This is a genomic window from Mesorhizobium sp. M0185 (genome assembly GCF_040322175.1).
Lineage (GTDB): Bacteria > Pseudomonadota > Alphaproteobacteria > Rhizobiales > Rhizobiaceae > Mesorhizobium.
In genome coordinates this window covers 97,109-119,782 of record NZ_JAMYSY010000006.1, presented here as the reverse complement: position 1 = coordinate 119,782, position 22,674 = coordinate 97,109, and the positions used below count along the sequence as shown (strand labels likewise).

At 63.6% G+C, this 22,674-nt stretch carries 25 protein-coding genes; 11 read left to right on the top strand and 14 right to left on the bottom strand.

From position 1 onward, the window contains the following. Nucleotides 1-113 precede the first annotated feature (113 nt). Nucleotides 114-503, bottom strand: coding sequence for a c-type cytochrome (locus tag NKJ20_RS07385; RefSeq protein ID WP_352743312.1), 390 nt, complete (start codon nt 501-503; stop codon nt 114-116). A gap of 127 nt (nt 504-630) precedes the next feature. Continuing rightward, nucleotides 631-1,242: a thymidine kinase gene (locus NKJ20_RS07380; RefSeq protein WP_352743310.1), complete on the bottom strand. Its 612-nt coding sequence runs from the start codon at nt 1,240-1,242 to the stop codon at nt 631-633. A gap of 236 nt (nt 1,243-1,478) precedes the next feature. Between NKJ20_RS07380 and NKJ20_RS07375 the strand changes: the two genes are divergently transcribed. The 3 genes from NKJ20_RS07375 to choV all read left to right on the top strand — a co-directional run bounded on the left by NKJ20_RS07375 (nt 1,479) and on the right by choV (nt 4,565). Then, entirely contained in the window at nt 1,479-2,414 is a 936-nt protein-coding gene (locus NKJ20_RS07375) for a choline ABC transporter substrate-binding protein (RefSeq protein WP_292660734.1), read from the top strand. Nucleotides 2,415-2,532: 118 nt separating this feature from the next. Then, entirely contained in the window at nt 2,533-3,387 is an 855-nt protein-coding gene (choW, locus tag NKJ20_RS07370; RefSeq protein WP_254819158.1) for a choline ABC transporter permease subunit, read from the top strand. After that, nucleotides 3,384-4,565, top strand: a complete 1,182-nt coding sequence (gene choV / locus NKJ20_RS07365) for a choline ABC transporter ATP-binding protein (protein ID WP_352743308.1) — start codon at nt 3,384-3,386, stop codon at nt 4,563-4,565. The genes choW and choV overlap by 4 nt, the downstream gene beginning before the upstream one ends. Nucleotides 4,566-4,801: 236 nt before the next feature. Here choV and NKJ20_RS07360 read toward each other — a convergent pair whose 3' ends face one another. Next, complete coding sequence (locus NKJ20_RS07360) at nt 4,802-6,211, bottom strand: ATP-binding protein (RefSeq protein ID WP_352743307.1); 1,410 nt, start codon at nt 6,209-6,211, stop codon at nt 4,802-4,804. Beyond that, nucleotides 6,208-6,924 (bottom strand): response regulator, encoded by a 717-nt coding sequence (locus NKJ20_RS07355; protein WP_352478004.1) that lies wholly within the window; start codon nt 6,922-6,924, stop codon nt 6,208-6,210. The genes NKJ20_RS07360 and NKJ20_RS07355 overlap by 4 nt, the downstream gene beginning before the upstream one ends. A 237-nt stretch (nt 6,925-7,161) precedes the next feature. Here NKJ20_RS07355 and NKJ20_RS07350 point away from each other — a divergent pair, with 237 nt between their 5' ends. From NKJ20_RS07350 to clpS, 3 genes are all read left to right on the top strand, one after another. After that, nucleotides 7,162-7,506, top strand: coding sequence for a hypothetical protein (locus NKJ20_RS07350; RefSeq protein ID WP_352469825.1), 345 nt, complete (start codon nt 7,162-7,164; stop codon nt 7,504-7,506). 36 nt (nt 7,507-7,542) lie between these two features. Then, nucleotides 7,543-7,758, top strand: coding sequence for a hypothetical protein (locus tag NKJ20_RS07345; RefSeq protein ID WP_352450529.1), 216 nt, complete (start codon nt 7,543-7,545; stop codon nt 7,756-7,758). Between the two features lie 257 nt (nt 7,759-8,015). Continuing rightward, nucleotides 8,016-8,321 carry an ATP-dependent Clp protease adapter ClpS gene (clpS, locus tag NKJ20_RS07340; RefSeq protein ID WP_352540995.1) on the top strand — a complete coding sequence of 102 codons (306 nt, stop codon included), beginning with the start codon at nt 8,016-8,018 and terminating at the stop codon, nt 8,319-8,321. 171 nt (nt 8,322-8,492) lie between these two features. Here clpS and NKJ20_RS07335 read toward each other — a convergent pair whose 3' ends face one another. From NKJ20_RS07335 to NKJ20_RS07320, 4 genes are read right to left on the bottom strand one after another with little or no spacing between them, the layout of a single operon-like run. Further along, nucleotides 8,493-10,580, bottom strand: coding sequence for a hypothetical protein (locus NKJ20_RS07335; protein WP_352743305.1), 2,088 nt, complete (start codon nt 10,578-10,580; stop codon nt 8,493-8,495). Nucleotides 10,581-10,583: 3 nt separating this feature from the next. Further along, a complete protein-coding gene (locus NKJ20_RS07330; protein ID WP_352743303.1) occupies nt 10,584-13,406 on the bottom strand; it encodes a DUF4159 domain-containing protein in 2,823 nt (940 codons plus the stop codon). Next, complete coding sequence (locus NKJ20_RS07325) at nt 13,403-14,317, bottom strand: DUF58 domain-containing protein (protein WP_352743301.1); 915 nt, start codon at nt 14,315-14,317, stop codon at nt 13,403-13,405. The genes NKJ20_RS07330 and NKJ20_RS07325 overlap by 4 nt, the downstream gene beginning before the upstream one ends. Further along, nucleotides 14,317-15,321 carry an AAA family ATPase gene (locus NKJ20_RS07320; protein WP_352450525.1) on the bottom strand — a complete coding sequence of 335 codons (1,005 nt, stop codon included), beginning with the start codon at nt 15,319-15,321 and terminating at the stop codon, nt 14,317-14,319. The genes NKJ20_RS07325 and NKJ20_RS07320 overlap by 1 nt, the downstream gene beginning before the upstream one ends. A 145-nt stretch (nt 15,322-15,466) precedes the next feature. On the opposite strand from NKJ20_RS07320, the gene NKJ20_RS07315 reads away from it, so the two are divergent. Genes NKJ20_RS07315 through NKJ20_RS07305 form a run of 3 tightly spaced genes read left to right on the top strand, consistent with a single transcriptional unit; the run spans nt 15,467 to nt 18,007 of the window. After that, nucleotides 15,467-16,096, top strand: a complete 630-nt coding sequence (locus tag NKJ20_RS07315; RefSeq protein WP_352456465.1) for a DUF1285 domain-containing protein — start codon at nt 15,467-15,469, stop codon at nt 16,094-16,096. Nucleotides 16,097-16,109: 13 nt separating this feature from the next. After that, complete coding sequence (locus tag NKJ20_RS07310) at nt 16,110-16,742, top strand: CoA pyrophosphatase (protein ID WP_352743299.1); 633 nt, start codon at nt 16,110-16,112, stop codon at nt 16,740-16,742. Next, nucleotides 16,739-18,007: a CCA tRNA nucleotidyltransferase gene (locus NKJ20_RS07305; RefSeq protein ID WP_352450523.1), complete on the top strand. Its 1,269-nt coding sequence runs from the start codon at nt 16,739-16,741 to the stop codon at nt 18,005-18,007. Before NKJ20_RS07310 ends, NKJ20_RS07305 begins: the two co-directional genes overlap by 4 nt. Before the next feature lie 3 nt (nt 18,008-18,010). Here the strand turns inward: NKJ20_RS07305 and NKJ20_RS07300 are convergent, their stop codons facing one another. From NKJ20_RS07300 to hemF, 3 genes are all read right to left on the bottom strand, one after another. Further along, on the bottom strand, nt 18,011-18,196 hold the full coding sequence (locus tag NKJ20_RS07300; protein WP_023679490.1) for a DUF1059 domain-containing protein: 186 nt from the start codon (nt 18,194-18,196) through the stop codon (nt 18,011-18,013). 280 nt (nt 18,197-18,476) lie between these two features. Then, nucleotides 18,477-18,737: a DUF1344 domain-containing protein gene (locus NKJ20_RS07295; protein ID WP_023679489.1), complete on the bottom strand. Its 261-nt coding sequence runs from the start codon at nt 18,735-18,737 to the stop codon at nt 18,477-18,479. Between the two features lie 257 nt (nt 18,738-18,994). Further along, entirely contained in the window at nt 18,995-19,909 is a 915-nt protein-coding gene (hemF, locus tag NKJ20_RS07290) for an oxygen-dependent coproporphyrinogen oxidase (protein WP_352469726.1), read from the bottom strand. A 103-nt stretch (nt 19,910-20,012) separates the two neighbouring features. Between hemF and NKJ20_RS07285 the strand changes: the two genes are divergently transcribed. Next, nucleotides 20,013-20,270, top strand: coding sequence for a hypothetical protein (locus NKJ20_RS07285; RefSeq protein ID WP_023679487.1), 258 nt, complete (start codon nt 20,013-20,015; stop codon nt 20,268-20,270). Between the two features lie 36 nt (nt 20,271-20,306). Here NKJ20_RS07285 and NKJ20_RS07280 read toward each other — a convergent pair whose 3' ends face one another. From NKJ20_RS07280 to NKJ20_RS07270, 3 genes are all read right to left on the bottom strand, one after another. Further along, nucleotides 20,307-20,696: a hypothetical protein gene (locus NKJ20_RS07280; RefSeq protein ID WP_352743297.1), complete on the bottom strand. Its 390-nt coding sequence runs from the start codon at nt 20,694-20,696 to the stop codon at nt 20,307-20,309. A 79-nt stretch (nt 20,697-20,775) separates the two neighbouring features. Continuing rightward, complete coding sequence (gene soxR, locus NKJ20_RS07275; RefSeq protein WP_352743295.1) at nt 20,776-21,219, bottom strand: redox-sensitive transcriptional activator SoxR; 444 nt, start codon at nt 21,217-21,219, stop codon at nt 20,776-20,778. Between the two features lie 170 nt (nt 21,220-21,389). Continuing rightward, nucleotides 21,390-21,848 carry a tRNA (cytidine(34)-2'-O)-methyltransferase gene (locus NKJ20_RS07270; RefSeq protein WP_352450521.1) on the bottom strand — a complete coding sequence of 153 codons (459 nt, stop codon included), beginning with the start codon at nt 21,846-21,848 and terminating at the stop codon, nt 21,390-21,392. A 283-nt stretch (nt 21,849-22,131) separates the two neighbouring features. On the opposite strand from NKJ20_RS07270, the gene NKJ20_RS07265 reads away from it, so the two are divergent. After that, nucleotides 22,132-22,674 (top strand): hypothetical protein, encoded by a 543-nt coding sequence (locus NKJ20_RS07265; protein WP_352743294.1) that lies wholly within the window; start codon nt 22,132-22,134, stop codon nt 22,672-22,674.

Here is a 22,674-nt window from a genome sequence, read left to right as displayed (position 1 = left end):
AAAAGAATTTCAGGAGGCCGACCGCAGGATAGTCAGGCAATGATTACGGTGTAACTGCCGTCCGGTCAGACACCGCTTCAACCGCGGCTGGACTTTAGGTCGGGGAGCGACGCTCAGGGCTTGGGATCGGCCTTGAGGTAGGCGATGACATTGGCGATGTCGTCGTCGCTGGTGAGGCCGGAGAAGGCCATTTTGTTGCCAGGGACCTTCTGCCGCGGCGCGCGCAGGTATTCGGCGAGGTTTGCTTCGTCCCAGACCAGGCCGGCGGCGCCGGCGTCCTTCATCCCCTGCGAGTAGCGGCTGAGATAACTGTCCGCGGTGCCGGCGGTGCGGCCGACGACACCCAGCAGATGCGGGCCGACCTTGTCGTGGTCGCTCGTTGCCTCATGACAGGCCACGCATCTGTTGAAGACTTTCTTGCCGAGAGCGGCATCGCCGTCGGCATGCGCGGCAAGAGCGCCGGCGATGAGGAAAGCAGCGGCAGACAAAATGGCTCGAAGCATGGGAACTCCCCGACGGCTCTGGCTGAGAGGTTCTGAAATAGCAAGCAGGCCTTAAATAAGCGCCGCACGATGGCGCGATTGGCGAACGAATGTCGGCCGGGAGGTCGGATGAAAGCAATAGCGCTGGTCAGGTTTTGGTGAAGCCGATGAAATCGTCGGGCACGGTGCGGCCCATTTCCTCTTCCCAATGGCGGCGGCAGAGCGAGACGTACACATCCTTGCCGATCGCCACCTGTTCGCCCTGTTTCGCCACCTTGCCGTCGGCGCCGAGGCGCACCACCATTGTCGCCTTACGGCCGCAACGGCAGATGGTGCGCACCTCGCGCAGGTCGTCGGCGATTGCCAGCAGGGTGCGCGATCCGGAAAACAGCTTGCCCTGGAAATCGGTGCGCAGGCCGTAGCACATGACCGGGATGTTCAGCCGGTCGGCGATGCGGGCGAGTTGCCAGACTTGCTCCTCTTCGAGGAACTGCGCCTCATCGACGAAGACGCAATGGACCGTGGCGTGGTCGTGATGCTCGGCGACCCGCGCGAACAGGTCGTCGCCGTCGCGGAACATCTCGGCTTCCGTCTCCAGGCCGATGCGCGACGAGATCAGCCCGGTATCGCCCTTGCGGTAGTGGCCGGCGATGAACAGCATCGTCGTCATGCCGCGCTCGCGGTAATTGTACGAGGCCTGCAACAGCATCGTCGTCTTGCCGGCATTCATCGTCGCATAATGGAAGTACAGCTTGGCCATGCCGTCCTTTTAAGCCGAGTTGCAACAAAGCGGGGAGGGGGAGCGCCTACATTCCACCGGGAAAAGACGACTTCCATCCGGAAAGCGGCGGGCGTGTCGCTGATCGGCCAGCCTGCGCCGTTGTTCGTGATTGCCTTAGTGCTTGAAACCGCAGCAGAATGATGTTTGGCTGACGGAACAAAGGCGGAGATAAACCGTCGCTTCGCTTCACCGAGAACTGAAATGGGAGAATTTTCATGTCGCGTATGAGTTCATTCGTCGCCGGCCTCGGCCTGGCGGCTTTTCTATCCACGACTGGGGCCTTCGCCGGCGATCCGGAAAGCTGCAAGACGGTGCGGCTGTCCGATGTCGGCTGGACCGACATCCAGGCGACCACCGGCGTCGCTTCGGTGCTGCTCACGGCGCTCGGCTACGAGCCGCAGGTGATCCAGCTTTCGGTGCCGGTGACCTATGCGTCGCTGAAGAACAAAGACCTCGACGTGTTCCTCGGAAACTGGATGCCGTCGATGACCAACGACATCAAGGACTATGCCGCCGAAGGCTCGGTCGAGACCGTCAGCGAAAATCTCAGCGGTGCCGGCTACGGCATCGTCGTTCCGACCTATGTCGCCGATGCCGGTGTCAAGACGCTGACCGATCTCGGCAAGTTCAAGGACAAGTTCGACGGCAAGATCTACGGCATCGAGGCCGGCAATGACGGCAACCGCATCATCCTCGACATGATCAAGGATCCGAAGACCAATCTCGAAGGCTTCGAACTGGTCGAATCTTCCGAGGCCGGCATGCTCACCCAGGCCGAGCAGTCGATGAAGAACAATGAATGGATCGCCTTCCTCGGCTGGACGCCGCATCCGGTGATGGGCGCCATGAAGATCACCTACCTCGAGGGGATGGGAGATAGCGGCTTTGGTGCTGCCACCGTGCATACCAATGTACGCAAGGGCTACATGAGCGAATGCCCGAACGCCGGCAAGTTCATCGCCAATCTGAAGTTCAACCTGGACATGGAAGGCGAGATGATGGACGCGATCCTGAAGGGCGGCGATGCCAATACGGTCGCGACCGACTGGCTGAAGAAGCACCCGGACGCGGTCGCTCCCTGGATCGCCGGCGTCACCACCTTCGACGGCGGCGATGCGGCGGCTGCGGTGAAAACGGCGCTCGGAAGCTGACCCGACCATCTGGCATGACGAGACAAGGGGCGGCCACGGTAGAAATGGCTGCCCTTTTTCATATCCTGTGACAAGATGACCGTCCGGCGAAGGACGGCGCCGGCAGAAGAGGGGCTAGATGGATCCGATCTCCAAATTCCTGGTCAGTTACAAGATTCCCATCGGGGCATGGGGGAAGGCGTTTTTCGGCTTTCTCACCGACAATTTCGACACCATCTTCAGGGCTTTTTCCAACAGCCTCAACTTCCTGCTCGACGGCATCGTCGACGGGCTGCTGTTGCTGCCGCCGGTTCTGCTGATCGCGCTGATCGCTCTGCTCGCCTATTTCCTGCAGCGCTCGAAAGGCCTGGCTTTGGCGGTATTCATCGGATTGCTGTTCATCCTCAACCAGAACCTGTGGAAGCAGACGGTGGAGACGCTGGTGCTGGTGGTCGCCGCCGCCGCCGTGTCGATGGCCATCGGCGTGCCGCTCGGCATCTGGGCCGCGCACAAGCCGAAGGTGTATCGCGTCATGCTGCCGGTGCTCGACCTGATGCAGACATTGCCGACCTTCGTCTACCTGATCCCGGTGCTGACCCTGTTCGGCCTCGGCAACGCGCCCGGCCTCATCGTCACCATCATCTTCGTCATCCCGACCTCGGTTCGGCTCACCCATCTCGGCGTCACCTCAGTGCCGAAATCGATCGTCGAGGCGGGCGAGGCGTTCGGCGCCACCAAGCGCCAGCTGCTGTGGAAGGTCGAGCTGCCTTCGGCGCTGCCGACCATCATGGCTGGGCTGACCCAGTCGATCATGCTGTCGCTGTCGATGGTGGTGTTCGCCGCCCTGATCGGCGCCGGCGGCCTCGGTACGGAAATCAACCGGGCGCTCGGTTCGCGCAGGATCGACCTCGGGCTTGAGGCAGGGCTGGCGATCGTCGTGCTCGCCATCGTGCTCGACCGGATGACGCGCATCGGCGTGGGAGGCAAGAAATGACCGTCGCCGTCGATTTCAGAAATGTCGACATCGTCTTCGGCGCCGACCAGGCCGGCTCGCTGGCGCTGATCGACAGCGGCGCCACCCGCGCCGAGATCCTCGAAAAAACCGGCAACGTACTGGGCTGCGCCGGCGCCAGCCTCACCGTGAACGAGGGCGAGATCTCGGTGCTGATGGGGCTTTCCGGCTCCGGCAAATCGACGCTGCTCAGAGCCGTCAACCGGCTGAACGTCGTCTCGCGCGGCCAGGTGCTGGTCAAGGACGGCGACGGCACGGTCGACGTTGTCACCTGCGACGAGGCGACGCTTCGGCGGTTGCGGCAGAAACAGGTGGCGATGGTGTTCCAGCAGTTCGGCCTGCTGCCGTGGCGCACGGTGGAGGAGAATGTCGGCCTTGGCCTCGAGCTCGCCGGCGTACCCGAAGCCGAGCGCAAGGAGCGGGTGAACAGGCAACTGAAGCTGGTTCATCTCGACCAGTGGTCGAAGAAATATGCGCATGAGCTTTCGGGCGGCATGCAGCAGCGCGTCGGCCTGGCGCGCGCGTTTGCCACCGAGGCGCCGATCCTGCTCATGGACGAGCCGTTTTCGGCGCTCGATCCGCTGATCCGGACCAAGCTGCAGGACGAGCTGCTGCAGCTCCAGGCCGAGCTGAAGAAGACCATCATCTTCGTCAGCCACGACCTCGAGGAGGCGCTGAAGATCGGCACCCATATCACCATCATGGAAGGCGGGCGCATCGTCCAGACCGGCGCGCCGGAAGACATCGTGCTGCGGCCCGCCAACGACTATGTCCGCGACTTCATCGCCAATGTGAACCCGCTCTCGGTGCTGACCGCGTGGAACGTCATGCGCGACCGCCGCGACCTCGAACACGGCGAGAACGGCTGGGTGTGGCTCGACCGGCGCAGGACGACGCGTTTCAAGATCGACGAGGATGGGCTGGTGGCGGCGGCCGAGCGCGACGGCAAGCCGGCGGTCTGGGTGTCCTGCGCCGATGTCGAAGCCCAGCCGGAGGAGACGGCTCAGGTATTCTGGGCCAATCCCGGCACCTCGCTGAAGACCGTGATGCTGGCCATGCATCGCTCGCAGACCGCACCCGTCGCGCTGTTCGACGAGCAGTCGCGCTTCGTCGGCGCCATCGGCGTCAGGGATGTGCTGAGCGCGGTGTTGCGAAGATAGTTTTTCTCCTTGGGGAGAGAACCAAGACCAAACGCCGAGTTCTGTCGCGCCCCCCTCTGTCCTGTCGGACATCTCTCCCACTTGGGGGGAGATCGGCGGCTTAGCGGACGGCTCTCACATTCCAACGTTTGTAATTGGCGAAATCGGCGATGACGGCCAATCTCCCCACCTGTGGAGGAGGTGTCCAGCAGAACAGAGGGGGCGCGAAGGAACGCCGGCTTAGCCCGATACGCAAGCTAAACCGCCAGCGGCAGGCGCAGCTCCGTCATCAGGCCGCCATCGGGATGGTTGGACAGGTTGACTTCGCCGCCGGCGCTACGGGCGATGTTGCGGGCGATGGTCAAGCCGAGGCCGAGGCCGCCGGTCTGACGGCTGCGCGACTGTTCCAGGCGCACGAACGAGCCGAACACGGCGTCGAGCTCGGCTTGTGGGATGCCCGGACCCTCGTCATGGATCGCCAGCGTGATTGTCTTGCCTGATTGACGCAGGCTGAGATGCGCCCTCTTGCCATAGTTCACCGCGTTCTGGACGAGGTTGGTGACACAGCGCCGTAGCGCGACCGGCTGCGCGACGCAGATCAGGCCGCGCGAGCGCGCGTCCTCATTGTCGAAGGAGACCTCGTCGAAGCCGTCGGCGATCGATTCTACCAGCGACCAGAAATCGATCCTCTCGCTCTTCTCCTCGGTCACCTCGAAAGTGGCGAAGTCGATGACCGAGCTGGCAATGCCTTCGATGTCGGCGAGGTCGTGCGCCAGTGCGGCGCGCACGGACGAATTCCTCAGCAGTTCGAGGCGCAGCCGCATCCTGGTCAGCGGCGTGCGCAGGTCGTGCGCCAGTGCGGCGGCAAGATGCTCGCGGTCCTCGACGTAGGCGCGCAGTCTCGCCTGCATGGCATTGACCGCCTTTGCCGCGGTACGCACCTCGCGGCTGCCGCTCTCGGCGATCGGCGGGCTTTTCAGGTCCTCGCCGATCCGCTTCACCGCGGTCTCCATCATCCGGTAGGGCGCCGTCAGCCGGCGCAGCGACCAGATCGAGGAAGCCACCACCAGCCCGGCGATCAAGGCATAGAGTGGCAGGCTATCGAAGCTCAGTATCGGCCCGGCCGGCGTGTTCGGCTCGGTGAAGTTCAGCCATTGGCCGTCGGCAAAGCGAAGCGAAGCGGTCAGCTTGTCGCTCTGGGCGAAATCGGCCGCCAGCACCAGCAGGTCGCGCTCGACCTGGCCAATATCGGGACCGGCGACCGTCCCGCCGGGAGCGTCGGCTTCGTGCGTTGCCGGGTCGCGGCGGACCCGCGCGTCGGTGATGCCGAACTTCGATAGCCGACCGACCAATATGTCTTCCAATTCGGCCAGTTCGTCGTCGCCGGCTATCGACGAAGTAACGGCGGGCGTGTCGGAGACGGTGAGCGCATAAGTGGCGTTGAACAGGCCGGAGGCCGTCGCCTTGCGCTGTTCCGGCGTAGCATCATGCATCAGCTGCACCAGCGAGAAGGCGCGGTCGTTCAGTCGGTAGAGATCGACGACGTCATTGGCGGCGGCACGGTCGCGCGAAACGATGTAAAGGGTCGCGATCTGGCTGATCAGCAGGCCGGCGATGACGATGAGCAGCACCCAGACCGGCAGCGTTTGCGGCAGGATGCGTCTCATTCGGAGGTCGTCTCAGGCAAGAACTGGTAGCCGCCGCTGCGCACGGTCAAGATCAGCTTCGGCGTTTTCGGGTCGTCCTCCATCTTGCGCCGCAGCCGACTGACCAGAATGTCGACGCTGCGGTCGAAGCTGTAGCCGCTGTCGCCGCCGGACAACTCGATCAGCTGCTCGCGGCTCAGTACGCGCTGCGCGCTCTTGACGAAGGTCTGCAGGAGATTGAATTCGGCCATCGTCAGCTCGATCCTGACGTCGCCGGGCGCCATCAGCCGGCGGCGCGAACAGTCCATCGTCCAGCCGGCGAAATGGTAGATCTGCCGCGAGGCGGCGCGTCGCGGTTCGGCGGCGCCATTGCGTCTCAAGACGGCACGAATGCGTGCGAGCAACTCGCGCGGATCGAAGGGTTTCGGCACGTAGTCGTCAGCGCCCATCTCCAGCCCAACCACGCGGTCGGTAGTTTCGGTAACCGCGGTCAGCATGATGATCGGCGTCGAATAATTGGCGCGCAACTCGCGGCAGAGCTCCAGTCCGCTCTTGCCGGGCAGCATGACGTCCAGGACGATCAGGTCGACCTGGGCGCGGCGCAGGATGGTCTCCATCTCGGTGCCGTCGGCGGCGACCGATGTATGCAGCCCTCGCTTCTGGAAGAATTCCTGAAGCAGGTCGCGAATGCCCTTGTCGTCGTCGACGATCAGTATGTGGGGGTCGGATTTCACAGGGAACCTGTCATTTGTGGATCGCCCAAGCGCTGCTTCGGCTGTCAGCCAGACGATAGAATTCAGGCCATAAGTTGGCCAGTGGAGATCGGCGGCCCGATCCGGGCTGCCCAGAAACAATCCAGAAACAAAATTCTACAATCCGGAAAAACTGCCGAAAAAAATCAAAGGCATAAGTGGTGCCGTGGCGGTCAGGTCATCGGCTGCGACACGCGTTACGGGATTACGGACAGACCAATGCAAAGGTTCTCGATCAGTCTGATGGGTGCGTTGCTTTCCATTTCGCTCGTCACGGTCGCGGTCGAACATGCCGATGCAAAACTGGCCGATGCGAAGGTGGCCAATGCAAAGGCGGCCGATGCAAAGGTGGCGACCACCCGCAGCGAGCGTTGCATCGATCTGAACCGCCAGTTTGACGAAGCCCTCGAAACCCATGCCGCGGCAACGCAGGTCACCGCGGCGAAAGCACTTCAAAGAAAGGGAAACCGGTTCTGCGCCAACAAGAAACAGGCACAGGGAATCCGGATGCTCGCGAACGCTTTGAAGCTGCTTGGAGTGACACCGATCGATCCCGTTCAGTGACACTCAATCCGATCTGCACAAAAAGGAAGTGAAGCCATGAAAAAGTCCCTCCTCTCCGCCCTCGGTCTCGCCATCGCGCTGGCCGTCTCGATGCCGGTTCTCGGCGCCAGCAGCGCCAATGCCGCGACCACCACCCCGGCTGCGACGACAACGACGACCGCTGCGCCGGCCAAGGCCGTGAAGAAGGTCGCTGCCAAGAAGACCGTCAAGAAGCACAAGAAGCACGCGGTCAAGGCAGCTCCGAAGGCCTGATCAAGCGACATCTTTCTACCCTATGAGAAGACCGCTCCAGTTGCGATTTGCCTGGAGCGGTCGTCTTTTTTGTTGCGTGCATACAATAGGCCAGTCCCGGCCCACACCGCCCAGGTGAACGCCAGCCGGCAGTTCCCACATAGGCACGGATTTGTGAACTGCGCTCGCCGACAAGCCGATCGCGCGCGGTTGAATGGACGACCGCTTTTGCCCATGTCAAAATGACCGCAAAGCTGTCGTACGCAATTGCCGGTCCAATGCCTGAAATCACGACAAAACCCCGTACCAGCACGAAGCCGAAGGTCGAACGGCCGAAGCTCTACAAGGTCATCCTGGTCAATGACGATTTCACGCCGCGCGAGTTCGTCGTGACGGTGCTGAAGTCCGAGTTCAAGCTCAGCGAAGACCAGGCGCATAGGATAATGATCACCGCGCACCGGCGCGGCGTCTGCGTTGTCGCCGTCTTCACCAGGGATGTCGCCGAGACTAAGGCGGCGCGCGCAACCGATGCCGGCAAGGCCAAGGGCTACCCGCTGATGTTCACGACGGAGCCGGAGGAGTAGGGCGGTTCGCTTTCTTCCTTCTCCCCTTGTGGGAGAAGGTGGCCGAGCGAAGCTCGGTCAGATGAGGGGTGTTCCAGCTTGGCAAGGACGGCACTCCGTCCAGCACCCTCAACCGTCTTGGCGCTGCGCGCCACTCCACCTTCTCCCACAAGGGGAGAAGGATAAACCGCGTTACCGCCCTTCGCGGTACCACATCGAGCCCATCGCCAGAAGCAGCAGGCCGAGGCCGAGGAAGCCGCCGAACAGCGGCACGCGCGAGACGGCCTTGAGCACGCTGTCGTCGGTGGTGCGCAGGCCGATCCAGTCATCGCCGGAGGCAGCGCCCGAGGAACGGACCGGAACGATCGAGGGCAGCGTGACCGTGCTGGTGAGAGTGCCAAGTGCCGAGGCCGGCGCCAGCCGGCGAACGCTGCCGCCGGTTGCCTCAGCCGGTGGTTTGAGCCGGTTCTCGGTGGAGACGACGTCGGTGAATTCCGGCGCGTTGACCGGCCCGACATGGGCCAATGCCGTCAGGTCGCCATTGCCGACCTGATAGAGACCGATTTCGCTGGTCTCGACGCTGCCGAGGAAGACGCCTGGTTCGGATTTCTCGAGCCTGACGATCAGTGCCTTGCCGGACGGCGTGATGACTTGCGCCGGGCCGGGGTCGTCGCTCATCGTCTGGCGGCGGATTTCCAGCACCATGCCGCGGCCGTCGGCGGTCAGCCGCTCTTCCTCGAGTTCGGGCTCCTTCATTAGCCAGTGGGCGATGCGCCGGTAGAGTTGGACGTGGGGGCCGCCGCCCTCGAAGCCGCGCGCCCACAGCCAGCCCTGGTCGGACAGAAGCATGCCGACGCGGCCTTCGCCCTTGCGATCGAGCAGTAGCAGCGGCCGGTTGTCGGCGCCCTTCATCACCACCTCGCCCTCGGGGTTCTCAACGCCGATGGTGCGGAACCAGCGGCTCCAGTGCGGCGGCTCGGTCGCGGAGCCGTCGAGCCCGCGCGTTACCGGATGACGCTGGCCGGTATCGGTGAGGCGCGGATAGAAGGCCTTGTCGATGACCTCGCCGGTCGGCATTGCCGGCAGCGCCGACATCAGCGGCGTGCGGGCGATCGAGCTTTCGCCGGCATATTCGGGGCCTGCCGCGATCAGTAGCGCGCCGCCCTTTTCGACATACTCGGAGATGTAGTCGTAATAGAGGATCGGCAGCACGTCGCGGTGCTGATAGCGGTCGAAGATGATCAGGTCGAAATCCTTGATCTTCTCGACGAACAGCTCGCGCGTCGGAAAGGCGATCAGCGACAATTCGTTGATCGGCGTGCCGTCCTGCTTTTCCGGCGGGCGCAGGATGGTGAAGTGCACGAGGTCGACCGAAGCGTCGGATTTCAGCAAATTGCGCCAGGTGCGCTCGCCGGCATGCGGTTCGCCGGAAACAAGCAGCACGCGCAGATTTTCGCGGATGCCGTCGATCAGCGCGATGGCGCGGTTGTTGGTGTCGGTGAGTTCGCCCGGCTCGTGGTTGATGGCGAGTTCGACGATGTTTCGCCCGGCGCTGGGAATGGTCACCTGCAGCGGCATCGCCTGGCCGATGTTGGCGTGCTCGACCGATACCTGCTCGCCGTTGACCGATACGCGGACATCGACCGGGCCGGTTTCGTTGTTGGTGGCGATGACGCGATATGTCATTTCGAGCGGCTTGCCGACCAGCCCGAATCGCGGCGCATTCTCGAAGCGGATGCGGCGGTCCTTCTCATGCTCGTTGCCGGTAATCAGCGCATGCAGCGGGGCATTGAAGTCAGGTGCGCCAAGCGGCGCGTCATGCACCTCGCCATCGGTGATCATGATGGCGCCGCCGATGCGCGAGGGCGGCACGTCGCGGAAAGCATTTTCGAGCGAGGAAAACAACCGCGTCTCGGTGCGCTCGTCGGCGGCTTCGGACTTGCCGGCCTCGACGACACGGACGTCGAACTGCTTGAAGCGGCCGAGACGCCGCTGAAGCCCGGTCAATGCCGCGTCTGTCTGCTTGGTGCGGTCGCCTATATCCTGGCTCTGACTGCGATCGACGACGACGGCGACGATGCTTTTCAGCGGCTCACGTTCTTCGTCGAGGAACACCGGATTGAGCAGCGCCGCAGCCAGGGCAATCAGGGCTGCCAGGCGGAAGACCGCGCCGCGCTGGCGAAACCAAAGGCCGACCAGCGCCAGCAGCAGCAGCGGTATCAGAACCACGGCGAGCAGTGGCCAGGTGATGAGCGGTTCGAAGGAGAGCGACCAGTTCATGGTCTATTGCCCCAGCCGTTCGAGCAGCACCGGGACGTGCACCTGATCGGATTTGTAGTTGCCGGTCAGCATGTACATCATGATGTTGACGCCGGCACGCAGCGCATAGATGCGCTGCATCGGATCCGACGGCACCGTCGGCAATAGCGGGTCGCCATTCTCGTCGACGGCCCAAGCGCCGGCGAAATCATTGGCGGTGATCATGATCGGCGAAACGCCGTCGCCGGTGCGCACCGGGCGGTTCTCGGTGTTGCTGGCTTCGAGCGATGCCTCGACCCAAAGCGGGCTGCCGGCAAAACGGCCAGGAAACTCCGGAAGGATGTAGAAGGATTTGGTCAGCACGTGGTCCGACGGCACCGGCTCCAGCGGTGGCACGTTGAGGTTGCCGAGGATGTCGCGCAGCCGCTCCGTCGCCGGGCTGGTCGAATCCGCACCAATGCCATTGGCGAACTGGTCGCGGGTGTCGAACAAGACCGTTCCGCCCTGCTGCATGTAGGCGTCGATGCGGGCGATGGCGGCCTCGCTGGGCAGCGGGGCCGAGGGATCGATCGGCCAGTAGATCAGCGGATAGAAGGAAAGTTCGTCCTTCGAGATGTCGACGCCGGCCGGTGCTCCGGGTTCGAGCGCGGTTTTCTCGATAAGAAAGCGGGTCAGGCCTTCGAGCCCGGCGCGGCTGATCGAATCGACACCCGGCTCGCCGGTCAGCACGTAGGCGATCCGGGTCTTTGAAATGTCCCCGATCGCCTCCGTATCTCCCGGTTTGGCGTCGTCGGCACGCGCGACGTCCGCGTGGCCAATCAAGGCGCCGAGCGCAATCAGCAGGACGGCTGCCGTCGCCGCAGCGCCGGCACGGCGCGGCCGGCGCGACAACAGGCCGCCCATCCAGAATACGGCAAGCGTGTCGAGCACCATCAGCACCAGGGCGGCCGTGACAAGCGGACCTTTGAGGTTGTGCTGCTCGTCGAAGGCATACTGGATGGTGGTGACCGGCACCGTGATTTCAGGCCGGGCCAGCGGCCTGAATGCGCTGTCGCCGCCGAGCAGATTGTGAGCGAACACTCCTGTCTCGGAGCCGTAGAGGCCGGGCGGGTTTTCCAGCGTCACCGGCAGCGGGCCGGCGCCGGGCACCAGCGGCCTGGCATCCGGCGTCGGCGGCACCAGCGTGCCGTCGGCGGCGATCATACGATAGGGTGCCAGCGACGTGGCGGCGGCCTCGGCATTGGCGACAGCCGCGCCCTGGTTGCGCGACAATTGTACGATGCGCCGCAGCATCTCGACGAAGCTGCCGGAGATCGGCAGGTTGGACCACGTCGCCTCGGGGGTGACGTGGAACAGTACGAGGGTGCCCTTGTCCTTCCTCATCCCGGTCACCAGCGGCGTACCGTCGGCAAGCGTGGCCCAGGTGCGCTCGACAATGTCGGGCGTCGGCTCGGCCAGCACCTGCCTGGTAACGGTGACCTCGGTCGGCGGCGCGAGGTCGGCGAAGGGACCGGTTTTCGGGAATTCGGTGACCGGCTGCGGCGCCGTCCATGACAGCGCGCCGCCAAGCGATCGCTCGCCGGTGCGCAGCCGGACCGGCAGCAGATCGTCGTCATTGCCGGCAGCGGCCAGCCGCGAACCGGCAAAACGCACCAGCGTGCCGCCCTTGTCGACCCAGTCAACCAGCCTTTGCCGCGCTTGTTCCGGAATGGTGCCGACATCGGCCATGACGATCATCGCCGGCTTCTGGTCGAGCAGTTGCGGGATCGCGTCGGCGAGATCGACGCTCGACGGCTCGACCAGATCGGCGAACGGCTGCAGGGCGCGGCGGATGTAGTAGAGCGGCGACAGCAGCGGTTGCGCCTGGTCGGCCTCGGCCTGCGACAACAGCCCGACGCGGCGGCGTTTTGAGCTCTCATCGAGCACGCGGACGGCACCGGCCTGGCGCTCGCCGTCGAGCGCGACGTAGGCGAAGTCGTTGCGCAGTTCGAACGGCACGGCCATCGTGCCGGTGGCGGTGGATCCGCCCGGGGCAAAGGTCAGCGTCGCGTCGGCGATGCGGCGGCCCTTATCGTCGAAGGCGCCGGCCGTCACCTGTGCAGGTGCCGGATCGCCCGGTGCGCGGATGGCGGTCAGGGCGAAGCCGTCGACCTGGTTGTCGGCGCCGGTCAGGCCGGTCAGCGACAGCCGGTCGGAGACGGCCCAGACAACACGTGCCGCGTTCTTCGACAACAACGTGTTGAAGGCGGCTTCGTCGCCTTGCGCCGCCAAGCCATCGGCGAGCACCGCGACGCTGGCGCCAGGCAGCGACTCCAAGGCTGAAGCGACGCGGGCATAGACGGCGGGGCGGTCGGTCGGGATCGGCCGCGGCTTTGCCGCGCGCAGCCGGTCGAGCGCGGCAGCGGCATCGAAGGGACCGATCTCGGCATTCGGCTTCTCGGCGGTGAAAGCGATGAGCACCGGCACGCCGTTCGAATTGGCATCGGCGATCAGCCGCTCGGCGGTGGCGACCCGCTTGCCCCAGTCGGCGGCACTTGCCCAGTCATTGTCGATCACCAGCGCCAGGGCAGCGCCCTCGGCCGGCAGCTTTTCGCGCGGATTGAAGACCGGTTCGGCAAGTGCTGCCACGACAAGCGCGGTCATCAGCAGCCTAAGCAGCGTCAGCCACCAAGGGCTTTGCTGCGGCGTTTCTTCGCGCCTCAGCACGCGGGCGAGAATCCTGAGCGGCGGAAACACCTCGGTTTGCGGCCTTGGCGGGGTCAGCCGCAGAAGCCACCAGATCACCGGCAGCGCCAGCAGGCCCCACAGCACCATCGGCGCCCCGAAGGAGAGCGGCAGCCAACTCATGCGCGGACCCTCCCGGCAAAGCTGCCTTCGCCGGTCATCGCCATGTGGATGCGCACCAGCGCCTCGGAGGCAAGACGGTCGGTATGATTGACGGTAAAGCTCCAGCCAAGCCGTTTGCACCACGCGGCCAATTCCTGGCGGCGAGCGGCATAAAGCAGGCGATATTCCTCGCCCAGCATTTCGGCGCGGCCGGCGGTCAGCTTGTCGCCGGTCTCAGGATCGGTGAATTCGGTGCGCCCGGCATAGGGGAAGCTTTCCTCGGCCGGATCGGCGACCTCGACCAGATGGGCGCGCACGCCGTGGCGGGCGAGCACGTCCAGCCACGCAATGGTGTCCTCGACCGGGTCGAGGAAATCGCTGACGAGGACGATGTCGCAGAACCGGCGAATGCCGGATAGGTCGGGCTTTGCCGGCAGGTCGCCGGCGTGCATCAGTTGCGCCGCGATGCGCTCGGCGCCATTGCGGGCGGTGAACGGGTCGGTCAGGCCCGGCCAGGCAATGCGCTCGCCGCTGCGCGACAAAAGCTCGGCCATGGCCAGCGCCAGCACCAGGGCGCGCGATTCCTTGGAAACGCTGGCTCCGGTCGATTTGTAGAGCATGGAAGGCGAGGGATCGGCCCACAGCCACACCGTGTGGGCGGCCTCCCATTCACGGTCGCGGACATAGGTGTGATCGTCGCGGGCGGAACGGCGCCAGTCAATGCGCGAAGAATCGCCTTCGACATAGGGCCGGAACTGCCAGAAATTCTCGCCGATACCGCGCTTGCGGCGGCCATGCCAGCCGGCAATTACCGTGTTGACGATGCGGCGCGCCTCGACCAGTAGGTCCGGCACCAACGAAGCCCGCAACCGGCCTCTGGCGAGCGCATCGCGCGTCGCTGCCGGTGCCTGCGCTTCACCGATGCGCGCCATCAAATCCCTTTCGCGAGCTTCGCCACAACATCGCGAACCGTGGTGCCCTCGGCGCGGGCGGCGAAGGTCAGCGCCATGCGGTGCTGCAGCACCGGCTCGGCGAGCGCGCGGACGTCGTCGACCGACGGCGCCAGCCGGCCATCATAGAGGGCGCGGGCGCGGGTGCACAGCGTCAGCGCCTGGCTGGCGCGCGGGCCTGGGCCCCAGGCGACGTGCTTGTCGGTATCGGCGTTGCCCTGGCCGGGGCGCGCTGAGCGCACCAGCTTGAGGATCGCCTCGACGACGCTTTCCGGCACCGGCATACGGCGGATGAGCGTCTGGATGTCCTTCAGCCGCGCCGGCTGCAGCACGTTTTCAGCCTTGGCATCCTCGATACCGGTGGTTTCCAGCAGGATGCGGCGCTCCGCCTCGATCTCGGGGTAGAGGATATCGACCTGCATCAGGAAGCGGTCGAGCTGCGCTTCCGGCAGCGGATAGGTGCCTTCCTGCTCCAGCGGGTTCTGCGTCGCCAGAACGTGGAACGGTGACGGCAGATCATGGCGCACGCCGGCAATGGTGACGTGGTATTCCTGCATCGACTGCAGCAGCGCCGACTGGGTACGCGGCGAGGCGCGGTTGATCTCGTCGGCCATCAGCAGTTGCGCAAAGATCGGCCCGGAAATGAAGCGGAACGAACGCTTGCCGAATTCATCCTGCTCCATCACCTCGGAGCCGAGAATATCCGATGGCATCAGGTCGGGTGTGAACTGGATGCGGCGCGAATCGAGGCCAAGCACGATGCCCAGCGTTTCGACCAGCTTGGTCTTGGCGAGGCCGGGCACCCCGACCAGCAGCGCATGGCCGCCGGCCAGCAATGCGACGAGCGTGCGCTCGACGACGCTTTCCTGGCCGAAAATGACCCGGCCGACGCCGTCACGGACCCTCGAAATGTCGGCCAGCGCTTTCTCGGCCTGCGCCACCATGTCCTTTTCGCTGATCGGGCTTTCCTTGATCATAACGCTCATGCAGCATCGATCCTTCTGTTGGAAACACCGCTTGGCACCTTGGTGCCGCAGAGAATGCCGCGATTCGGCCTCGCATGGCGCCTGCAATGAACTTAAATCACAGACTTAGGCTGACAAGCGGAACAACAGTGACTATTTCGTGACCATGACGGAAGCCGCCGACTATCGTGAAGAGAGGCTGACAGCCGCGACCGAGGCGCGCGGGCTGGAGGCGCTGGTCTCGCGCGCGACGCGCGCTGGCAAGGGGCCGGCGCCGGTGGAACGCTGGAATCCGGCATTTTGCGGCGATCTCGACATGGAAATCAAGCAGGACGGCACCTGGTTCTATCTGGGAACGCCGATCGGCCGGATGCCGCTGGTGCAGCTTTTTTCCTCAGTGCTGCGCAAGGACGCGGACGGTAGAACCTACCTGGTGACGCCGGTGGAAAAGGTCGGCATCCGCGTCGCCGACGCGCCCTTCATTGCCGTCGAGATGGACGTGTCGGGCGCCGGCGACGGACAAATCGTCACCTTTCGCACCAATGTCGGCGACGTGGTAGAGGCTGGGGCGGGACACCCGCTGCGCTTCGTCGATGAGGACGAGACAGGTGGCCTGAAGCCTTATGTGCTGGTGCGCGGGCGGCTGGAGGCGCTGGTGGCACGGCCGGTGATGTACGAGCTGGTCGAGCACGGCGAAGAGATCGACATCGGTGGCAAGACGATGTTTGCCGTCCGTTCCAAAGGCGAGGTCTATCCGATCATGCCGGCTGAGAAACTGAAACGGCTGAGCGCATGATGGACCGCCTATGATGGATCAGGTGATGCCGTTGCCGTTTTCCGCTGCCGGGTTTCGCCAGCGCGTCGCGGCGCAGCCGCTGGCGCATGCCGGCGACGATTTTGGCGACCACCGCTTCAATCCGGGCCATCCCAGGCTGAAGCTGGCCAAGGCGCTGCGCGATGCCGCCGTGCTGATCCCGGTGGTCGATCATGGCCATGAAGCCACGGTCCTTTTGAGCAGGCGGGCGGAAAAGCTTCGCAACCATTCGGGGCAGGTGGCTTTCCCCGGTGGTACCATCGATCCAACCGATGCGAGCCCGGAAGCGGCGGCGTTGCGCGAGACATCCGAGGAGATCGGTCTCGATAGTGATTACATCGAGATCATCGGCCGTCTGCCGGACTACGTTTCCGGCAGCGGCTATCGCATCGCCCCGGTGCTCGGGATTGTGCGGCCCGGTTTCAGCCTGACGCTGAATTCCGACGAAGTCGATGCCGTCTTCGAGGTGCCGCTGGGCTTTCTGATGGACCCCGCCAACCACACCAGAGACAGTCGCATGTGGAACGACCTCGAATGGTTCTATTACGAGATGCCCTATGGCGGCCAGCGCATCTGGGGCGTCACCGCGGGCATCATCCGTACGCTTTATGAAAGGCTCTATTCGTGAGCGATCCAGTGTCGATCGCGGGCAAGGCCGGGTGGCTCGGCGAACGCCACCTGCAGCGCCTGCTCGCCGCGCTGACTGATGGCGGCGAGGAGGCGCGTGTCGCCGGCGGTGCGGTGCGCAACGCGCTCATCGGCCAGCCGGTCGCCGACATCGACATCGCCACCACCACGGTGCCCGAGGAAACCATCCGGCGCGCCGAGGCTGCAGGCTTCAAGACGGTACCGACCGGCATCGAGCATGGCACAGTCACCGCGGTCGGCCACGGCAAGGCCTATGAGGTCACCACGCTGCGTGCCGATATTGAAACCGACGGCCGGCGCGCCAAAGTGTCGTTCGGCCGCGACTGGAAAGCCGACGCTGAGCGGCGTGATTTCACCATCAATGCACTCTATGCCGAAGCCGATGGAACGGTCGTCGATCTGGTCGGCGGTATCGCCGATATCGAAGCGCGGAGGCTGCGATTCATCGGCGATCCGGAAGCGCGTATCCGCGAGGATTATCTGCGCATCCTGCGTTTCTTCCGTTTCTTCGCATGGTATGGCGACGGCAGGCCGGATGCCGAAGGGTTGAAGGCTTGTGCCCGGCTGAAGCAGGGGCTCGACCAGCTCTCGGTCGAGCGCGTCTGGTGGGAATTGAAGAAATTGCTGTCAGCGCCAGATCCGTCGCGGGCGCTGCTGTGGATGCGCCAGGCCGGCGTTCTGACCGCCGTTTTGCCGGAAAGCGAGAAATGGGGCATCGATGCCATCCACGGGCTGACCAAGACCGAGAAGGATCTGGCCTGGGCGCCGGACCCGCTGCTCAGGCTGGAAGCCATCGTGCCGCCGGATGCCGCGCGCATGAAAACGCTTGCCGAGAGATTGAGGCTTTCCGTGAGCGAAGCAAGCCGGCTGCGGAATTGGGCGATCACAGCTGCCGTCGATCCGAAAACGACCGAAGGAGAGTTGGCGAAAAGGCTTTATTTTGGCGACCGCCAAGGCTTTGTCGATCGGTTGCGGCTGTTGCTCGCTTCCGCTCGAGCCCGCGCGGTCGAGGACAATGACGCACTGCTCGAAGCCGGCGGCTTCTCGCGCCTGCTTGCCTTCGCTGCAAAATGGCAAAACCCTGTTTTTCCGGTCAAGGGCGCCGATCTGACGACGCTTGGCGCATCACCGGGGCCGAAGCTTGGTGCAACGTTGAAGAATCTCGAAAAGGAATGGGTCGAGTCCGGTTTTGCGCTTGATCGCGGCGCGCTGCTCAAGCGCGCCGCGGAGGCACTCGAATCCTGACTGTCACGCTGCGTCGCGGACCTTTTCGATGCGCGAGCGGATCGCCTCGATCATCGTCTCGCGGATCACCGTCTCGCCGTGCGTCTCGCGCAGATGCTCGACGGCACGGCGCATGACCTCAGCCTCCTCCTCGGCGCGTGTGTGCCACTCGCAGCCGGGTACGAGCGACCCGCAATGGAATTCCTTCATCGGCTTCTCCTCATCTCCTCCTTGGAGCGCCGCGCAGCGCACTGACACGGAAGCTCCAGACCTTTGATTGCGCGATCCGGAAACCGCGTACGGTATCCGGGCTACACGCTGGCCAGCTAAGCATAACACGATCGAACGGTTTTGGTTGCCTTAGAGTGCCGTGCGTCCAAGCCGACACGCGGCCCTCTGGTGATCGGGTTGCGAAAAGGCGGAGCATCGCTGCTCCGCCCTCTTACGCCACCCAGGAGTAAGACCTCGTCTTGCTCCAGCGGGCAGGACATCACTTCACGATCTTGACTGCCTCGGCAATTTTATCCTTGCCGCTCATATCCCACGTGACGCGGACCTTTTCGCCGACCTTCAGGCCAGGATCCTTGAAGGTCTGGGGCAACGTAAAGGTGGCTCCGTTATCCAGAACTAGGCTCATCGCCGTTCCATCAAAGCTTTTGATCGTGCCGGTGGTGTGCTTGACCGCAGCGAATGCGGCAGTACCAGAGGCGAGAACGGCAGCGGCGGCTGCGGTCATAATAAGCTTGCGCATGGCATGCTCTCCTGGAAAATGCGGGCACCGCTTGGGAAAGGTGCCCCATTCAATCATGGGCCGTCCGGTCACGTCGGGTCGCGGCTCTCGGGAGTAAAGAACCGCCGGCGTTTCCCGGCCCGACGCGACAAATAACCCAATCTTTACAATGGTATATTAGACGAAAAAGATATTTTCTGGCGCGCCTTGCGCCACATTCGCCGTCAAATTCTGGGGATTTGGACCCGATTGCGGCTCACGTCGTGCTCACCGAGATTTTACGGCCATTTCGCTTCTGGCGGCAGGCTGGACAGGATCGAGGCGACATTGCCGCCGGTCTTCAGCCCGAAGATGGTGCCGCGATCGTGAAGCAAGTTGAATTCGACATAACGGCCGCGGCGGATGAGCTGCTCGTCACGGTCGCCATCGGTCCAGTTGTCATTGAAGTTGGCGCGCACCAGATGTCCGTAGACGACGAGAAAAGATCGCCCGACGTCCTGGACGAAGTTGAAATCGGCGTCCCAGCCGCCTTTGTCCTCATCCGAATGCAGCCAGTCGAAGAAGATACCGCCGGTACCGCGTGGCTCGTCGCGGTGCGGCAGGTAGAAGTACTCGTCGCACCAGGCTTTGAATTTCACGTAGTCGGCGATCGCGGCGTTCTTCTCGCAGGCAAATTGCATCGCTCTGTGGAAGGCGATCGTGTCGGGGTCGTCCTGGCTGCGGCGGCGGTCGAGCACCGGTGTCAGGTCGGCGCCGCCGCCGAACCACTGGCGCGAGGTGACGACCATGCGCGTGTTCATATGCACGGCCGGCACGTTGGGGTTCCACGGATGGGCGATCAGCGAAATGCCGCTTGCCCAGAAGGAGGGGTCCTCTTCGGCGCCCGGCATCTGCTTCCTGAATTCGGGCGAGAACTCGCCGTGGACGGTCGAGGTGTGGACGCCGACCTTCTCGAAGACGCGGCCGTGCATCATCGACATGATACCGCCGCCGCCCTTGCCGGCATCGCGTTGCCACGGCGTCTTTTCGAAGCGGCCGGGCGACCAGCTAGCCTGCGGCCCCTGCAGGTCCTGCTCGATCTGCTCGAAGCTGGCACAGATGCGCTCGCACAACGTCTCGAACCACAGCCGTGCCTTCGTCTTCTTCTGTTCGATGTCGGCTGGCAGCCCCGCCGGTATCTCGGGTCGTTGCAAATCCTGTCTCCGGTTGCGGGCGCGCCCGACAAATGACTCGTCTTTTCCGGCCGCGATCCCTAATCTCTTGGGTGCAAGGGTCATGTGTGAATGGAGTTCTTTCGTGCGCACCCCGGCAAGACCGCCGCTGGATGGCCTGAAGAAGAGGCTCGACCGTTCGCGCGCCGAGAACGCGCGCATGCCGCGCGACGGCTTCCTGCGCGAGACGTTCGTGCTGCCGCGCTCCGATGCTCGTCTCAAGGCGAAGGAATGGTTCGAGCGCTTTCCCAAGCAGGCCTATTGGACCGAGATCGAAAGCTGGTTCGAGCGGCCGGGCGACGTCATCGAATTCACCATCAGGCGGCTGCCGGCGGCCGATTAACGCTCCGGTCTCGAGGCTGAACGTATCAGGGCTAGTTCATCTGCCCTGAACGATCTTGATAAACACGCTTCTGTCGCCCGTTCCAAGATGCGCTCTTTTCATCTCGGCATACGTCAGGCGCCCATTCGCGAAGGCCCGCACGGTTCTTCCGCACCAGACACGTGGCGCCGCGGCTGCGCTGACATTCATGATCTTGCCAGCTTCCTGCTTCGAACTGAGAGGCGATTGCTCCGAATGCCTGATGCATTCCGTAAGCACTTTCTTATACATGGCAGGACTGCCTTGAACCAAAGTCCTTGCCGTATTCCATTCACCTTCGCTCGGCATGCATCCAGCCAACACAATGGCGCCAAGCAACACGGCGTAAGTCTTGTATGCAAATTTCAATTCTGCCCCCAAGGTTAGTTGCAGGGGCGTATCAAGCACGGGCACATGAACTTCACAAGACTGTATAGTGACTAACGGACAGGATAAGTTCGCTGAACCCGTCCAGACCGTCATGGCTTCAACGCACGACCAGCCTGCGGGCGCCCGCGCCGTCCCTTGCCAGCCTGTCGTTCTTATTCCGCAGCGGACATTTGTTGATCGACATGCAGCCGCAGCCGATGCAGTCGCTCAGCCCGTCGCGCAGCTTCTTGAGCTGACTAATTTTCTGGTCGAGGTCATCGCGCCAAGCCGTCGAAAGCAGGTTCCAATCCTCGCGCGTCGGCGTCCGGCCTTCAGGCAATGATCGAAGGGCTGTGCCGATCTCGGCCAGCGAAATGCCGACCTCCTGAGCTACCTTGATGATCGCCACCCGTCGCAGCACGTCGCGGCCATAACGCCGCTGGTTGCCTGATGTGCGGTGGCTGCGGATCAGCCCGCGTGCTTCGTAGAAATGCAGCGCCGACACCGCCACGCCGCTGCGCATCGCCACCTGGCCGACTGTTAATTCCGTTGCCGCAGCCATCTCCGATTTTCCGCTTGACCTCAAGTTAAGTTGAGCTTGTAGCGAAGAAGCCTCGAAGATGCAAACGGCAGGAGAAGGCGATGGGCGTCTGGATGAGAATGACCGGAGAGGACGCAGTGTTGCGTGAGGACGACGCCTTGGTCGCTGCGGCCGGCGATCGCGTACACATCCTAGCGGAGCTGCCGGATCGCCTCGGCCGCCACCATCGCAACGGAAAGCGCGACGTTGATGCTGCGCGCGCCGGGCTGCATCGGGATGATCAGTCGCGCATCCGCCGCCTCGTGAACGGCGTCCGGCACGCCTGCGGATTCACGGCCGAACAAGAGAATGTCGTCGCCGGCAAAGGCGAAATCCGTGTAGGCGGCAGCTGCTTTGGTCGACAGCAGCACCAGCCGCCGCTTGGCAAGCTTGCGCCAGTCCTCGAAGGCGTGCCAGTCGACATGGCGGGTGAGCGCCGCCATTTCGAGGTAGTCCATGCCGGCGCGTTTCAGCGCCCGGTCACCGAGCGGGAAGCCCGCCGGTTCGATGATGTCGACGCCGAGACCGAGGCAAGCGGCGAAGCGCAGGATTGTCCCGGTGTTGCCGGCGATATCAGGCTGGTAGAGCGCGATACGGAGACGGTCGTTCATTTCCGCGTCTTTCTAATAAGTGGCAGATCAGCCACAGAGCTCTCGCGGTTTTGGAAATTCCTGGACTGGCGGGTGGTCATTTTCTGCGAAGTCGGTTATACGGCCAGCATTGTCAACCCGAACCGATGGAGGGGTAATTCATGATGGCCATGCACATCCACCACCCCTCTCGTGGGCTTACCAGCCCGACGGCGGTTTCGGTACGACGATTCTCCTGACCTTCTAGACTTCAATCGCACCGATTCCCGCCGAAACCTTTTTCGGCCTTTGAAGGAATCCTGCGATGTTTTTCAAGCTGTGGAAGGGGCTGAACGCCCCACCTGAACACGCTTCGACCGATGCCACCTTTGCCGCGCCGCGCGTGTCCGCGGCCTGGGTTGGTTCACCCTTCTATCTGCATCTTCAACTGGAGGACGGACCGATGTTCGATCCCTGTAGAATACCCGGCTCAAGAAGCCTGCACGAGCGCAAGACTGCGACCTGGGCGCTTTTGATCGGCGAGACCTACTCGACGGCGGTTCACGCCGAGACCCGCCGGCGTCCGCATCGCGGCATGCTGCCGGACGTCGATTTCTCGCGCGCCGTTCCGGACTATAGCCGGCCGTCGCTGGTGCGCCGGATCATCAGGCTGATCCGGCCTGGTGCAAAAACCAGCACGAAAATCCGGATCGTCAAAACGTCGTCAGCATCGTCAAACGAGACTGTCGGCGAAAGGCCCGCGACAACCTATATAGCGCGAAGCAGGACCGGCGAGGCGGACGATTCCGTATCGCCGGTCCTTGACGCCATGCGGTCTGGACACCTCGTCCGTTCGCGTGCCGCGTGA

Coding starts and splice junctions, on each gene's coding strand:
- NKJ20_RS07385 (WP_352743312.1), bottom strand. CDS start 503: ATGCTTCGAGCCATTTTGTCTGCCGCTGCTTTCCTCATCGCCGGCGCT.
- NKJ20_RS07380 (WP_352743310.1), bottom strand. CDS start 1,242: ATGGCCAAGCTGTACTTCCATTATGCGACGATGAATGCCGGCAAGACG.
- NKJ20_RS07375 (WP_292660734.1), top strand. CDS start 1,479: ATGTCGCGTATGAGTTCATTCGTCGCCGGCCTCGGCCTGGCGGCTTTT.
- choW (WP_254819158.1), top strand. CDS start 2,533: ATGGATCCGATCTCCAAATTCCTGGTCAGTTACAAGATTCCCATCGGG.
- choV (WP_352743308.1), top strand. CDS start 3,384: ATGACCGTCGCCGTCGATTTCAGAAATGTCGACATCGTCTTCGGCGCC.
- NKJ20_RS07360 (WP_352743307.1), bottom strand. CDS start 6,211: ATGAGACGCATCCTGCCGCAAACGCTGCCGGTCTGGGTGCTGCTCATC.
- NKJ20_RS07350 (WP_352469825.1), top strand. CDS start 7,162: ATGCAAAGGTTCTCGATCAGTCTGATGGGTGCGTTGCTTTCCATTTCG.
- NKJ20_RS07345 (WP_352450529.1), top strand. CDS start 7,543: ATGAAAAAGTCCCTCCTCTCCGCCCTCGGTCTCGCCATCGCGCTGGCC.
- clpS (WP_352540995.1), top strand. CDS start 8,016: ATGCCTGAAATCACGACAAAACCCCGTACCAGCACGAAGCCGAAGGTC.
- NKJ20_RS07335 (WP_352743305.1), bottom strand. CDS start 10,580: ATGAACTGGTCGCTCTCCTTCGAACCGCTCATCACCTGGCCACTGCTC.
- NKJ20_RS07330 (WP_352743303.1), bottom strand. CDS start 13,406: ATGAGTTGGCTGCCGCTCTCCTTCGGGGCGCCGATGGTGCTGTGGGGC.
- NKJ20_RS07325 (WP_352743301.1), bottom strand. CDS start 14,317: ATGGCGCGCATCGGTGAAGCGCAGGCACCGGCAGCGACGCGCGATGCG.
- NKJ20_RS07320 (WP_352450525.1), bottom strand. CDS start 15,321: ATGAGCGTTATGATCAAGGAAAGCCCGATCAGCGAAAAGGACATGGTG.
- NKJ20_RS07315 (WP_352456465.1), top strand. CDS start 15,467: ATGACGGAAGCCGCCGACTATCGTGAAGAGAGGCTGACAGCCGCGACC.
- NKJ20_RS07310 (WP_352743299.1), top strand. CDS start 16,110: ATGGATCAGGTGATGCCGTTGCCGTTTTCCGCTGCCGGGTTTCGCCAG.
- NKJ20_RS07300 (WP_023679490.1), bottom strand. CDS start 18,196: ATGAAGGAATTCCATTGCGGGTCGCTCGTACCCGGCTGCGAGTGGCAC.
- NKJ20_RS07295 (WP_023679489.1), bottom strand. CDS start 18,737: ATGCGCAAGCTTATTATGACCGCAGCCGCCGCTGCCGTTCTCGCCTCT.
- soxR (WP_352743295.1), bottom strand. CDS start 21,219: ATGGCTGCGGCAACGGAATTAACAGTCGGCCAGGTGGCGATGCGCAGC.
- NKJ20_RS07270 (WP_352450521.1), bottom strand. CDS start 21,848: ATGAACGACCGTCTCCGTATCGCGCTCTACCAGCCTGATATCGCCGGC.
- NKJ20_RS07265 (WP_352743294.1), top strand. CDS start 22,132: ATGTTTTTCAAGCTGTGGAAGGGGCTGAACGCCCCACCTGAACACGCT.